We start from the raw sequence: 14,680 nt of genomic DNA on the forward strand, positions 1-14,680 counted from the left end.
TACACTAAACCTGAAAGTAATTTAAAGCATAAGCCCTTTTTCAATAGCCATTTCCAAGCCTCGCAATTCTGCTAATCCCTTCAGTCGGCCAATCGCCGAATACCCAGGATAAGATTTATTTTTACCTGTTTTATTCAAATCGTCCAACATCTGGTGGCCGTGGTCGGGGCGCATCGGGATTTGGACATCTTCCAAGCCCACTTTGTTCCTTTTTTTACTTTCCAACACAAACGCTTTCACTACCGCGTACATGTCCACATCACCCGTAAGGTGGTCGGCTTCGTGAAAAATCAATTGATTATCAGGCGATTTCTCTCGCTTTGTTGCCCGCAAATGCACAAAATGAATTCGGTTTCCAAAACGCTCGGCGATTCCTGCTAGGTCATTGTCGGCACGCACTCCCAACGAGCCTGTGCAAAACGTAATTCCATTGGCCCGTACATCGCAGGCGGCCATCAATTGTTCCAAATCACTTTCGGTACTCACCACACGCGGCAAGCCCAGCAGCGGCATCGGTGGGTCATCGGGGTGAATACAAAGATTGACTCCTATTTCCTCCGCTAAAGGGGCAACTTGCTGAATGAAATAGTAAAGATTTTGACGTAACTCTTTGTCACCTATTTGTTTATAATTATTTAACAACCCTTGAAACGTGGCTAATTCAAAGGCTTCGTTCGAGCCTGGCAAGCCCAGCAACACCGTATTTTGCAACGTAGCGACTTCCTCGGGACTCATTTGCGCAAATTTAGCGCGGGCTTTGGCCTGAATTTCCTCTGAATAATCCGCTTCCGCATTGGGTCGTTTTAGAATACATAAATCAAAAGCGGCAAAATCTTCCCACACAAAACGCAGCGCCAATGAACCATCAGGCATCTGATAAGTCAAGTTGGTTCGCGACCAATCGAGCACGGGCATGAAGTTGTAACAGACGGTTTTGATGCCACAAGCGGCCAAATTGCGCAGCGAGATTTTGTAGTTTTCGATGTACTTTTCTCGGCTGGGAAGTCCTTTTTTGATGTCTTCGTGAACAGGCAAACTTTCTACTACGTCCCACGTAAGGCGGGTATAGCGATGATTATCTGCTTCAATGAGTTGAATGCGTTGCTTGATTTCTTCCACACTCCACACTTCTCCGACGGGGATTTGGTGAAGCGCTGATACCACACCCGTACACCCTGCCTGACGAATATCCATCAACGAAACGGGGTCGTTGGGGCCAAACCAACGCATAGTTTGAATAAATGCCATAACTATTGTATTTGCTCGGGTCAGACGACAGTCAGACCCGAAAGATTACTTTGTTGTGGTCTGACTGCCGTCTGACCACCTGTTTTGCTCGGGTCAGACGATAGTCAGACCCGAAAGATTACTTTGTTGTGGTCTGACTGCCGTCTGACCAAAGTTTACTCACTTTTATATTTTTCAAATAACTGAGCGACGTTGGCCGCTTTGTGGTCGCCAGCGTGTACCAAAACGCGGTAACGCAACGCTAACTTTTCCCCTTTTTTCAAGACCGTAGCTTTGTCGTCTTGCGGCCAATACATGGGCGTTGGAGAAAAGAAACCGTAGTCACGCGTAAACCAAGGCGACGGATACCAAGGGTTTGAAGGATGCTGCATAATGGTCATTCCTTCTACTTTGTCACCTCGTTTTCCTGAACAGTCAATCCACGGTGATTTCACGCCAAATGTGCCCTTTTCTCCCGTATTCCCTTCAGCGTTCACCATCGTTCCGCCGTTGATGACAGCCAAATCGGGATCCATTCGTCCGCTAAAAAGCGAGTGATTGGTTTTCAAGATTGTTACGTCCATGAGCATTTCCATCGTCACGTCGAAATCAATTTGGTACAAATCTTTCGAGGGAGCGGTAATGGTGATGGTTCTAAAGTCTTTTACGGGCGCATTGGCGTTGGGACGGCGCCAAATACATTCATTTTCAATCACTACTTTTTCTCCCCCCGACTGCACAATGTCGGTGCGAAGGGCGATGATCTGTCCTTTTTCTAAACCTTCTTGCCAATAATTACCATCGTTGACTCGGTCGCACCCAAAAAACAAGGAGCTATGGTGCGGATAATTTCCATTTCGCATCGACGTCACACTGGCATTTGAAGGGCCATTGACGGGGAAGAAAAAGGGGTATTTTTCGTCCTGAGAAAAAATATAGCTCGTGAAAAAGTTATTATTAATCGTAATATCAATCTTCGAATTGTACTTCGTCGCAGTGATTTTTGTTTGGGAAATCGCTACGCTACTCACCAACACAAATGCTGCTATAAACTGGTAGAAATGGGGACTTTTCATTTTCATCGCGTAAACCTGTAAGGTTTTTGAAACCTTACAGGTTTGGGTTTTACTTTGTTAAGGTAATTTTTTGGGCATTTTTCTGCGCTTTGATGGCCAACTCCATTGCCAAAAGACAATGAGCTTGCGACATAGCCGTTTCAGTACGGTTCAAAACGTCGTCCACTAATAAGCGACCATAAGGCAAATCTTGCTGCGTACAATCAATGTATCGAGTCTCTTTTTGATCCACCAAAAACAAGTGATTCCCACCCGAACGGCCGCCAATGTCAGTGTTCTTACGAATTTCAATGAAGCCTTCCGTTCCTAAAATCGTCAAGCGGCCATCGCCCCACGTATTGAGTCCGTCGGGGGTAAACCAGTCCACGCGGATGTAGCCCATCCCGCCGTTTCCGCGTAACATCACATCACCAAAATCCTCAAAATTAGGGTATTGAGGGTGGTTTGTATTGCCAATTTGCGAAGCCACAATTTCGCCCTGCGTAGAACCCGTAAAAAATAAAAATTGGTCAAACTGGTGAGACGCAATGTCGCAAATAATACCGCCAAACTGTTCTTTGTTAAAGAACCACTCAGGGCGCGTTTTGGGATTCATGCGGTGTGGCCCCATTCCAATGGTCTGAATGACTTTACCGATTGCTCCTGCTTTTACCAGTTCTCCCGCTTTTACGGTTGCTCTATTTTCGAGGCGTTCGCTGTACATGATGGAATAAATACGCCCCGTTTGTTTCTGCACTTTGCGCACTTCGGCCAGTTGCTCAAGCGTCGTTATTCCAGGTTTATCCGACATATAATCCTTTCCGCTTTTCATCACCCGAATCCCCAACGGAGCACGCTCGTTGGCAATGATGGAACTCAGTACCAACTGAATAGATTTATCGTCTAGGATTTCTTTTTCGCTTGAAGCCAGTTTTGCCTTGGGGAAACGTTTCGCAAACGCCGCTACCAAATCAGGTTCTTTGGCATAAAACGAAACCAGTTCTCCGCCTCCACGAACTACCGCCTCTACCTGACCATAAATATGGCCGTGGTTCATTCCAATAACCGAAAATTTGATACGCGATGTATCGTATTGAGGAACAACGATGGGGGCAACCGTCTCGGTGATTATATTTCCGTAAGCCATGGAAGGAAGCATCGGTAAAGCCATCATTCCTGCGGCCGAAGCAATGGATTCTTTCAAAAAGGTACGGCGTTGATTCGTTTTCTTTTTCATATTTTTTGATGATTGAACAGTTGGGTTTTGAGAAACCCAACGCACATTACATGATGTTTTTTATGCTTAAAAAGTCAGGTTTTGAGAAACCTGACACACATTACAATGTTTTGGGTGCTTAAACATTGGGTTTTGAGAAACCCAACGCACGTTACATTTTGATGTTTGTAGTTCCGTAAGGCTTACGCTGAGAACGGCTCAACATCGCGTTGGCTTCTTTATCGTTCACAAAACGTTCGGTTTTAGGATCCCACTGCAATTTGCGTGGCAATTTCATCGCAATGTGGCTAATGAGGCACACCGAACAAGCGCGGTGTCCAATTTCTACGGGCGAAATCGGTGCTTTGCGCGTTTTGATACATTCGAGCCAGTTGCCGTGTTGCTCATCGCTTTTATAAAGGTGAATTTCGTTTTCGCCAATCACCGAAGTAAGAATCTTAGGATCGCTGGCATCAAGGGCTTTGCTACTTTTTTCTCTCGATACTGGGTCGCTCGCCGAAGCCACATAGTCACCGCGAGATACCCAAATCCAACCTTCAGTTCCTTCGTAACGAATACCGTTCGGGAAGCCTCCGCTGGTGTACATCGTGATGCCGTTGGCGTATTCGGCCTTCACCATAAAGTCGCCGTGAACGTTCCACAAACCTGATTTTGGAAACTCCGCCACGGCCTGTACCGAAATGGGGCCTGTCAGTTCGGTATCCATTCCCCACGCTGCCGAATCGAAGTGGTGTTGCCCCCAACCCGTAATCATCCCCGCGCCATACTGCTCAAGGCGCAACCATCCTGGGCGTCCGTAGCCTTTTTGAGGATGCACCCCTATCTCAGTATAAGGAACTTCAGGAGTTGAGCCTAGCCACATATCATAATTGAAGCCTGCAGGCACAGGCATCGCAGGTGCTGCGGGGCCTGATGGGTCGCCTGGAAGTCCCACTTTTACGGTGTGAAGTTTTCCGATACGACCATTCCGAACCAACTCCGCAGCAATCCGAAACTGCGGAGATGAGCGTTGTTGCGTACCCACCTGAAGCACCGTACCTTTTTTCTGAATAATATCGCTCAACATTCGTCCTTCCGCAATGGTCAACGAGGTCGGTTTTTGCAAATACACATCTTTTCCTGCCAAAGCCGCCTCAATCGCAGGTTGCGAGTGCCAGTGGTCGGGTGTACTGATAATCACCGCATCAATGTCTTTATTGAGCAACATTTCACGGTAATCGTCGTACATTTTGGCGTCCACGTAGTTGGCATTGCCCGTTTTTTTGGCATAATAACTTTCAACCAATTTTTTACCATCCACCAAACGGTTTTTATCCAAATCGCACACCGCAATCATCCGTGCGGCATCGTGCTGCATCGTGCCGACCATGTCGTGGTCACGGCCGATACGCCCACAACCAATTTGGCCAATGTTGATTTTGTTACTCGGGGCATTTTTACCAAAAACCGAAGCGGGTACAATCGTTGGCACGCCAATGACCGTTGATGCTGCCGCTCCTTTGGCAGTCAGTTCAAGAAATTTTCTTCTCGAAACAGAGGGTTGAGATGTGGTTGACATAAAAAGGCTTGGGATATAAAGGTATTTTCTAAATCTACTTCCTAAAAAAGTACAATTCCACACAGAAAAGCACTGAGAAAGAAACGCTTGTTGCAAATTGCGCTCGTTTGATTCTAAGCTAATGTTACTACAACAAGCCCATTTCACCAACTTATTTACTGTCTTGTTTTGAAAAAAAGCATAAAATACCTATCGAAAACGTTTCCGAAAACGCCACCGATAGGTATTTTTTATTACTAAATTTATATATTTTTGTGCAATTAAAGTATTTAACCACAACGTCAGCTATAATGTAATCGCTAGACCCATTTTGCGGCTAACTAAAAAAAAGACAATTATATGGTGGAGTGCAGACAATGCCAATCGGCAGCCGAAGTAGTGAAAGCTGGTTTTTTAAGAGGGCGTCAGCGGTTTTATTGTAAAACGTGCCAAGTGCATTTTACGGTAGAATTACCCGCAGCTTCCCCTCAGAAAGCCGCTCGCCAAACCACCATTATCGACATTGCAAAGTCGCTCGGCGTAGCTCCTTCTACTGTCTCGCGGGCCCTAAATGGCAGCACCGACATCAATTCGTTGACGCGGCAAGAGATTCTACGGGTTGCGAACGAAATGGATTACCGACCTAACCTGCTGGCGCAGAGCCTTCACCGTGGCGAAACCCACACGATTGGAGTGGTGATTCCCAACATCGAACGGCCTTTTTTTGCGGGGGTGTTGGCAGGGATTCAAAACGTGGCGACGGAAGCTGGCTATCGCGTCATGATTTGTCAATCAAACGAATCGCATTCGACCGAAACCCTCAACGTTCAGGCGTTAATTGCCAGTCGGGTGGATGGTCTATTAATCAGTCATTCCAAAGAAACAACGTCGTTTGAACACATTCGTTTGCAGCTCAAAAAAGGACTTCCGATTGTCCACTTCGACCGCGTTTGCAACGAAGTGGAAACGGCCAAAGTGGTTCAAGAAGACTTTGAAGGAAGTTTTGCGTTGGTCGAGCACCTCATCCAGCAGGGTTGTCGGAGAATTGCCGTTTGTGCAGGACCGCCCCAATTATTAATCAGCCAAACGCGTTTGGAAGGCTACAAAGCCGCACTGTGCCACTACGGGCTTCCTCTGGATGACACCCTGATTTATCACACTGAATTTAAGCAAAGCGAGTCGTTGACAGCGCTTAACCATTGGCTTTCACTTCCAGAACCTCCCGACGGGATTTTTGCCATTCATTACGGCAATGCCATTGAACTTTTGGTCGAACTCAAACGTCGTAAAATTCAAATTCCCACCGAAATCGCCGTGGTAGGTTTTGGGGATGAACTCATTGCCGAACTGATTGAGCCTTCATTGACGGTCTTTCACCTTTTTCCGTTTGAAATGGGCGAAACGGCGGCGTCATTGTTGATTGACAACATCATTCACCGCGATACCTTTAGCCCTATTACAAAAAAAATGCGAGGAGAATTGCGCATTAGACAATCGTCGATGCGGCGGTAAACCACAAACGCCACAAAATGTATCGTCAAAGTATGGCCAATAACTTGATAAATTGGCCCATGGAGACAATCGTAGTATTTTGATACGTCTCTAAACTCAGTAAATCATCATCCCCTGTCACTAAAAAATGAGCATCACAAGCATCACATATTCCTAGTAAATAGTCATCATTTGCATCCCTTACTACAGAAGGAATTGAGGAAATCTTTACTTCCTTTAAAAACAATGTTGCTAGAGCGATAAATCTAATTACTTGGTTTGGTAGGATAATTTTTGAAAATTTCTTTCTCGAAATCACCCCTTCAAACTCATGTACCAGCTCTTTGGAGTAATACACCTGAAGATGTGGATTTCTAAAAACCCTGTAATATAGCGTCCTACGAGAATTTTTACTGATGCAAGCCGAAATATACCAGTTAGCATCAACTACAACCCTAATTTTTTTTCGCATTACGGAATGCTTTTATCTCCTTCTGAATCTCAGCTGTTGAAATATCCATATCTGGCAACTCGGCATCTAGTTCGTCAAACAGCTCATCTGCCATTTGTAACTGGATTTTTTTTGCAATTGCCAATCTTTCTTTTGCCGAAAAAGCATTGAATGTTTGTATAAATTCAACTTGTGTCATTGCCTTCATTTCTTTCTGCCTTAGATCATACCTAAACAAAAATATCATTTTCTACCCCAATTATCAAACCACCCACGTTATAACCCCCGCGGCTCCACCATCACGACTTCTTCTTTGTCCAGCACGACTTCACCTTCTGGCAATCCCTTGGGCTTACGCACAAACTTTTTGGGAGTAACTATCACAGGACAAAGCGTTTCCGTTCGCCGCTTTGAATACCAAGCCGCCAACTGCGCCGCGCGTTCGATGACACTGTTCGGGATTTTTCGCCCCGCCTTGTACTTGATGACCACGTGCGAGCCCGATACGTCGCGGGCGTGCAACCACAAATCTTCTTTGTAAGCGTATTTTTTGGTCAACAAATCGTTGTTTTTGGCATTTTTTCCAATCAAAATCACGTAGCCTTCAAACTCAGTATGTTTGAATAACTGGGTGGGCGAAAGGATGGGAGCATCGGTCAGCAGGCTATTGTTTTTCAAATACTTACGCAGCAACTTCAACGATTCAAATGCCTCTATTTCTTGTAAATGACTCTTTAAGTCTTCCAATTCACCCTCACGCAACGCAATGTTTTCTTGCAGTTTATCAATTTCAATCCGTTCGTTTTTTGCCTTTCGGTAATACGTTTCGGCATTTCGTTGGGGCGAAAGGTCAGACTTGAGTTTGATGTCAATGTCTCTATCTCGGTAAAAATCAAATAAGGTAACTCGCTCGGCACGCTCGGGAATTTGGTGAAGATTGGCCATCAAAATATGCCCAATTTCCTCATTTTTCACATCACCATCCACCGTTACCAGTTTTTGAAAGGCTTCTTCCAAATAATTTTCGGTGCGTTGAATGCGCTTTTGAAGCACCCGAACCGCTTCCGATTTTTCTTTGGAAATGACCCCAATCCGATTGTAAGTAGTATAAAAATCGTTGAGGGCCTCAATCGGGTCGGTATGACTGCGAATGACCTCGCCCAGCGGCACTAACGAAAACGTAATTTGGTACTGCCACGTAGAAATGTAATACGTTGGCTGCTCTAGCTTCTGAAGCACGTCTTGAATCAATGTCCACTTTTCTAAGCCAACTGACGGCTGACTACTGAGTGCTGACTGCTGCTCTAAATACGCATTTACTTCCTTTCCAAAAGTCGGAAATAGCTTCCGATGGTCGTGCCCTGCCGCTTCAAATGCCTCCCAAGATTGGTCGAGTTCGCGGTCGAGTTTTGCTAGTTGCAAGTTATTATCTGACACGAGTTTGTAATGAAACACATCAATCACGGCCTCTTCTTGAAACAACACCGCATTGGAACGATTTCCGAAAAGTTTAAACACCAAGGTGTAATTATTTTCCAGCACCAACCCAAAGGCTCGTTCGTTTTTAAACTGCCGAACATCAACTACTTCCAAATCATACAATGTCTCAAACAAATCGACGCTGTTGTGGCGAGCGCGGCTAAAATCTTCGGGAAAATGCAGGCAGGCAAAGTCGGGACGCAGGGTAGCACGAAGAAAAAACGGGCGATAATAGTTGTTTTTGCCTCGGGCGTGCGCCAAGACAATCACTAACTCGTCTTTCTCTTGGCTGAAACATTCCATGAACTTCAACCCAACCACCAACGGCCGCAACGCTTGGCTCAACTGCCGTAAAAAATGATAATTCTGATACATCTCAATTTGTGTTTCACGGCGTTAATTCATTGATTTCAAACACAATAAAAACGTGAAACTTTTGACAAAAAAACTATTTTTATTTACCTTTGTACTGTAGGTCTGCCTTGCATGAACGCCGACTCCATGTCGTTTCTTGAAACTTTTCAAGATTAGTGCAAAGGTGGGCTTATTTTATTTTTGATTGTTAAAGGATTTTTTGGCGTATAGTAATTCTCCCATTTCCCTGAGTTATAAGCACTACTGTCGTACACATCAATCACTAGGGATATTTTTTCCTTTAAAAAGTTATAATAACGCATTTCCCCTCGCTCAAAAACTCTCTGAATAGCCCAGCAAAAGTAGTCTGCAATATTGAGAAGCGGGTCTTTTGTGGGATAATTTACGTTAAATAATACTTCTGTAGTAATTTCTTTCGTTTCGCCCTTGGCCTTGTGGTACCTTTGAATTGCTTTTTTTAGGGACAAATCCAAGTTGGCATTTTTCGTACTTTTTCCTCTCTCAGAAATGTGAAGCACCATCTTCTCCCCTTTCGACAGTTTGTTTTTCAATAAGTGTGAAAGTAAGTCCGCGTAGAAATACTCCTCCTTGCCTTTGTGTTTTGTTTCATACCGTTCAATATTTTTTCGGCCAACGACGGCTTCAAATGAACAACCAATGCTGTTTATAAATTTAAAAAACTCAAATCTCACTTCTGGCACATCATCTGTTGCATGGAAATAATAACCTCCTTCAGAGTTCTTCTTCTTGATGATGCTAGGTAGTTCAAAAAAGGGATTATCTGTTCCGATAATTGAACGGCGCCCTTTTGCATAAAAAGTGGTATCTCCCGCCTCATCTAAAAAGCGATGATTTGTCCTAATTTTTTTATTTTTCTTTGACATTTACTTGCTCTTAAAACCAGAAGGTAACCAAAGTAAGTAATACTAACCCTTAAAAACAAAAAAACGCCAGTAGGCTTACAACCCACTGGCGTTCATTACAAAGAGGTTAGCTTATTTATCTCTTACCAAAACTTCGTCGATAAGACCGTACGCTTTTGCTTCTTCGGCGCGCATCCACTTGTCGCGATCAGAGTCTCTTTCGATGGTTTCGATTGTTTGTCCTGTGTGGTTGGCCAAAATTTCGTACAACTCACCACGTAATTTCACAATTTCGCGGGCTGTGATTTCAATGTCAACCGATTGGCCTTGCGCACCACCCGACGGCTGGTGAATCATGATACGAGCGTGTGGAAGTGCCGCACGCTTGCCAGCTGCACCACCCGCCAACAGTACCGCTCCCATCGACGCCGCGAGGCTTGTACATACCGTGGCTACGTCGGGACGAACGTACTGCATCGTGTCATAAATACCCAAACCTGCATATACCGAACCACCTGGGCTGTTGATATACATCAAAATATCTTTCTTAGGATCAGCCGATTCCAAAAACAACAATTGCGCTACTACGATGTTCGCAATTTGGTCATCGACAGGCATACCAAAGAAAATGATACGGTCGGCCATCAAACGCGAAAATACATCTACTTCACGGAAGTTCATGGGGCGCTCTTCGATGATAGCGCGGGTCATATTTTCAACGGTATGGTTCATGTATCCATCTACCGTAAGGCCATTCATGCCGAGGTGTTTTACTGCGTACTTTCTAAATTCTTGTCCGTGATTCATGGTAACTTAACTTTATATGTTTATTTTGTGTTTACTGAACATAAAACGCAAACGCTTGGTTCGGCAGGCAAAAATGCAGAATTTAGCGTTTGATTGTAGTCGGTTTAACCAACAAATTATCGGTGGAAGCGAGATTAGCGATGTGGAACATCCTGGAACGTCATGTTCCAGCCCCTTCTGTAGCTTATTGCTACGACCTATGGGAACGTTATCAGTTTGATTTTGTGGTGACTCGCCCTCGACATACCCGTTTGGGCGATTTTACGGCAAAACCCAATCAACGTGAGCGAATTACGGTCAATAACAACCTCAACCCTTACAATTTCCTCATCACTTACCTTCACGAAATCGCCCACCTTGAAGTGTATCGTTCGTACAAACGCCGCCAACCTCCGCACGGAAAAGCGTGGAAAACACATTTTCGTGCTTTATTGCTGCCTACCCTGAACGAACAAACGTTTCCCACGTCGATTTTGTCCCCGCTTACGCTATATTCCCATAATCCAACCGCCTCTACGGGGACATTCTTACCCCTCATGCAAGCCATTAAAAACGTGGATGCCCCGCATTCGGATTTGGTCATGGTAAGTGAGTTGTCAGAAGGGCAGGCGTTTCGATTACAGCAAAAAGTCTTTATCCGAGGCACGCAGCGCCGCACTCGCATCGTTTGTATAGAGAAAACCTCGCAAAAAAAATACTTGGTCGCAGCCCATGCTTGGGTGGAGCGGCTGTAGTTGTCTTTGAGAAACGATATACAAAAGCAGCATCTTATTCGTGAAACTTTTACTCACATATCGCTTTATTGGAAAGGTGCTAAGCGCGTTCCTCCTATTCTTACTCTTATTGACTACGACAAGTTGGGGGCAAAATCAGAGTTCGGTACTTGCTACTGGAAAGTGGTTCAAAATTGGGGTAACGCAAACAGGCGTGTATCGAATTGATGCGCCATTTCTCAAAAAACTGGGGATTGCCACTAGCGATATTAACCCAAAAAACCTTCGCCTATTTGGAAACGGTGGCTATATGCTTCCTCAATCAAACGCCCAAAACAGGGCAAGCGATTTAACCGAAAATGCTGTTTTCGTTAAGGGAGAAAACGATGGCAAATTTGACGAAGGTGACGCACTTTGGTTTTGGGGGCAAAGTCCGCACGAAATTCGCTACAATACAGCCGAAAAACGCCTTGAACACCAGCTCAATCTCTACGCCGACACTACTTTTTACTTTTTACAACTAGACGCTACCCAAGCGGGGCTTCGACTATCGACCTATCCCTCAGGAAATTCGGGAGCGATACAAACTACCTTTGACGATTACGTTTTTCGGGAAAGTGAAATTTATAATCGGGTGCAATCGGGACGAGAGTGGTGGGGTGAGTATTTTGGCAATCAAACACGTCAAGATTTTTCGGCCGATTTGGAAGGTTTACTTCCTAACAGCCCCGTTAAAGTGACGGTCGCCAGCGTAGCCGCCGCGCAAGTCACGACCAAATTTGTGGTGGGAATCAATGGGCAAACCTTAGGCGAACAAACCATGGGAACGGTCACAACTTATCGCTACGATTCCAAAGGTTTGCGAACCCAAAAAACCTACGATGGACAACTTTCAAACGCAACCACGCGAGTCACTACCTCCCTGACCTTCGATAAAGCAGGACAAGCCAATGCCGAAGGGTATTTAGATTTTTTTGGATTGCAAATTCAGCGTAGCCTTCGTTTATACACCCAACCCACTGTTTTTCAATCCCTTGCTTCGTTAACCCAAGATTCAGTTCGCTATCAGATAAGTCAGGCCAATGCTCAAATGCAACTTTGGGATGTCACCAACCCACAACGACCTGCCACTCAATCGTTTCGCTTATCGGGAACAGAGGCTATTTTTGGTACTTCAGGAAAAATATTTCGTCGGTTTGTGGCTTTTTCGGAAACACAATTGTTGACTCCAATTTCTGCACAAGCTGTTTCCAACCAGAATCTTCGCGCTCTTTCAACTCCTAACTTACTCATCATCACGTCCCCCATCTGGCTTAAACAAGCACAACGGCTTGCTACTTTTCGCCGTCAAAACGATGGTTTGGAAGTCATCGTCGTTACCACTAATCAAGTCTATAACGAGTTTGCGTCGGGACAAGCTGACCCGACCGCCATTCGCGATTATGCCAAGTTTTTGAACAACCGCCAGCCCAATACCCTCAAGTATTTGTTGCTTTTTGGTGATGCAACGTATGATTATAAAAACAACCTCAAAGCGTTTTCTCCGCTTGAGATGACCTATTTTGTACCATCCTACGAAAGCCGCGAGTCGGGGCATCCTGTGCTGAGTTTTACGTCCGACGACTATTTTGGGTTTCTTAAACCTACCGATGGAGAATGGATTGAGGATTTTAGCGGAAATCATTTACTCGACATTGGCGTGGGTCGGTTGCCCGTCAAAACTACTGCCGAAGCCGAAACGGCAGTGGATAAATTGATCCGTTATGTAGCCAAACGCGGGCGTGGAAAATGGCGGCAAAAAATCGCCTTTGTAGCCGACGACGGCGATGCCAACTTACACCAACAAGATGCTGAAAACTTATCGACGCAAATTGCCTCGAAGACGGCCTCTTACGAACTTCAAAAAGTCTATGTCGATGCATTTCCCCAAATTGGCACGCCCATTCACGCCCCTGAAGCAAACAAAACCATCGACCGATTGATTGACGAAGGCGTTTTAATTATGAATTACACGGGTCACGGCGGCATTTCCATTTGGGCTGACGAACAGATTGTTACACTTCAAAACATCCTTAACTGGCGCAATCTTGACAATTTACCTTTGATGATTACAGCCACTTGTGAATTTGGACGGTATGACAACCCAGGCGAAGTTTCGGGTGCTGAATTGGCCGTTTTGAGTCCAAGAGGCGGCGCCATTGCCATGCTGACCACCGCACGACCAGTGTATGCCAGTACCAATTTTTTATTGAATGAAGCATTTTACGAAAGCGCGCTCGAACGTACCAGCGGGGATGTACCGCGCTTGGGAGATTTGATGCGAATGACCAAAAATAAAAGCTTTAGCGGCGTTTTTAACCGAAACTTTACGCTCCTAGGCGACCCTTCTTTACGCCTCAATTACCCCGACTATGACGTAGAAATAACAACGAAAGATACCCTAAAAGCGGGCGGGAAGGCGCGCATTAGTGGTCAAATTAAAGTTGGGAATGTCCTTGTAAACGATTTCAATGGAGTGGCAAGCATCAGTGTCTATGACAAAGAAAATCAGCTAATGACACTCGGTACCGAAGACGCCAAGATGCCTTATAAGCAGTTTAAAAGCAAAATTTTTGAAGGGAAAGTAAGTGTTAAAAATGGCTTGTTTGTCGTCGATTTTGTCGTACCCAAAAACATTGACACAAAACTTGGGAATGGGCTAATACAAGTCTATGCCATCAAAGCCGACACGAGCGCCGATGCCATGGGAGGTACCAACCAAGTGTGGGTTGGTGGCACTGCACTTTCTAACCCCGATACCAAGCCGCCCGTGGTTCAGCTTTACCTCAACGACCAAAATTTTGTGGAAGGCAGCCAACTAGATGATAGTCCATTGCTCATTGCCCAGCTGACGGACGACAGCGGCATTAATCTACTTCAACCCATCAGTTTGACCCTCAATGATACATTGACCCTACTCGTAAACGACTATTTTACGGCAAATCAAGACAGTTATCAAAGTGGCAGGGTTAATTATTTACTCAAAAAACTCCCTGCGGGTGACTATGTACTTCGCTTAAAAGTTGCCGATATATATAATAATTGGAGTGAGGGTACGTTAAGCTTTAAGGTAGGCAAAGAATCGGCCATTGTAAAAAGCGTCATTGCCTACCCAAATCCATTTGTAGAACAAGCCACCCTACAAATAGAGTTGGTCAATGAAGGAGAAGATGTCGAAGTAACAACAACGATTTTCGACGTCAGTGGGAATTTGGTACGGAGCGAAACACAGACCATTTACAATTCGGATGCTATCCTAACCACCATGACTTGGAACGCCGCTACGCAACACCGCCAACCTGTACCTGCTGGCGTATATGTGTATCGAATCGTTGTGAAATCTCTTACTCGCCAACAGACTCAAACCGTGGGTGGTAAGTTAATAAAACCAAAATAGATTTTGAAA

The 14,680-nt window shown here is 45.0% G+C and carries 12 protein-coding genes; 3 read left to right on the plus strand and 9 right to left on the minus strand.

Annotated features, from left to right (window positions below):
- Positions 1–21: 21 nt before the first annotated feature.
- The 4 genes from uxuA to AC23N5_RS22365 all read right to left on the minus strand — a co-directional run bounded on the left by uxuA (position 22) and on the right by AC23N5_RS22365 (position 5,077).
- On the minus strand, positions 22–1,248 hold the full coding sequence (gene uxuA, locus AC23N5_RS22350; protein WP_487757328.1) for a mannonate dehydratase: 1,227 nt from the start codon (positions 1,246–1,248) through the stop codon (positions 22–24).
- A gap of 155 nt (positions 1,249–1,403) precedes the next feature.
- Positions 1,404–2,303, minus strand: a complete 900-nt coding sequence (locus tag AC23N5_RS22355; RefSeq protein WP_487757329.1) for a DUF6807 domain-containing protein — start codon at positions 2,301–2,303, stop codon at positions 1,404–1,406.
- A gap of 49 nt (positions 2,304–2,352) precedes the next feature.
- Entirely contained in the window at positions 2,353–3,519 is a 1,167-nt protein-coding gene (locus tag AC23N5_RS22360) for a Gfo/Idh/MocA family protein (protein WP_487757330.1), read from the minus strand.
- 151 nt (positions 3,520–3,670) lie between these two features.
- Positions 3,671–5,077: a Gfo/Idh/MocA family protein gene (locus tag AC23N5_RS22365; protein ID WP_487757331.1), complete on the minus strand. Its 1,407-nt coding sequence runs from the start codon at positions 5,075–5,077 to the stop codon at positions 3,671–3,673.
- Positions 5,078–5,416: 339 nt separating this feature from the next.
- On the opposite strand from AC23N5_RS22365, the gene AC23N5_RS22370 reads away from it, so the two are divergent.
- A complete protein-coding gene (locus AC23N5_RS22370; protein ID WP_487757332.1) occupies positions 5,417–6,568 on the plus strand; it encodes a LacI family DNA-binding transcriptional regulator in 1,152 nt (383 codons plus the stop codon).
- 25 nt (positions 6,569–6,593) lie between these two features.
- Here AC23N5_RS22370 and AC23N5_RS22375 read toward each other — a convergent pair whose 3' ends face one another.
- From AC23N5_RS22375 to AC23N5_RS22395, 5 genes are all read right to left on the minus strand, one after another.
- Complete coding sequence (locus AC23N5_RS22375; protein WP_487757333.1) at positions 6,594–7,019, minus strand: putative toxin-antitoxin system toxin component, PIN family; 426 nt, start codon at positions 7,017–7,019, stop codon at positions 6,594–6,596.
- Positions 7,003–7,197, minus strand: a complete 195-nt coding sequence (locus AC23N5_RS22380) for a hypothetical protein (protein WP_487757334.1) — start codon at positions 7,195–7,197, stop codon at positions 7,003–7,005. The genes AC23N5_RS22375 and AC23N5_RS22380 overlap by 17 nt, the downstream gene beginning before the upstream one ends.
- Positions 7,198–7,274: 77 nt before the next feature.
- Positions 7,275–8,852: an NFACT RNA binding domain-containing protein gene (locus AC23N5_RS22385; RefSeq protein WP_487757335.1), complete on the minus strand. Its 1,578-nt coding sequence runs from the start codon at positions 8,850–8,852 to the stop codon at positions 7,275–7,277.
- 152 nt (positions 8,853–9,004) lie between these two features.
- The gene (locus AC23N5_RS22390) at positions 9,005–9,736 is read right to left on the minus strand and encodes a hypothetical protein (RefSeq protein WP_487757336.1); all 732 of its coding nucleotides are present in this window, start codon (positions 9,734–9,736) and stop codon (positions 9,005–9,007) included.
- Between the two features lie 111 nt (positions 9,737–9,847).
- Positions 9,848–10,522 carry a ClpP family protease gene (locus AC23N5_RS22395; RefSeq protein WP_229601323.1) on the minus strand — a complete coding sequence of 225 codons (675 nt, stop codon included), beginning with the start codon at positions 10,520–10,522 and terminating at the stop codon, positions 9,848–9,850.
- A gap of 122 nt (positions 10,523–10,644) precedes the next feature.
- Between AC23N5_RS22395 and AC23N5_RS22400 the strand changes: the two genes are divergently transcribed.
- Together AC23N5_RS22400 and porU are read left to right on the plus strand one after the other, a co-directional pair.
- The gene (locus tag AC23N5_RS22400) at positions 10,645–11,256 is read left to right on the plus strand and encodes a sprT domain-containing protein (RefSeq protein ID WP_310586990.1); all 612 of its coding nucleotides are present in this window, start codon (positions 10,645–10,647) and stop codon (positions 11,254–11,256) included.
- Between the two features lie 40 nt (positions 11,257–11,296).
- Positions 11,297–14,671 carry a type IX secretion system sortase PorU gene (gene porU, locus AC23N5_RS22405; RefSeq protein ID WP_487757337.1) on the plus strand — a complete coding sequence of 1,125 codons (3,375 nt, stop codon included), beginning with the start codon at positions 11,297–11,299 and terminating at the stop codon, positions 14,669–14,671.
- The last annotated feature ends 9 nt before the right edge of the window (positions 14,672–14,680 follow it).

Source organism: Runella sp. R5_40 (assembly GCF_057652295.1).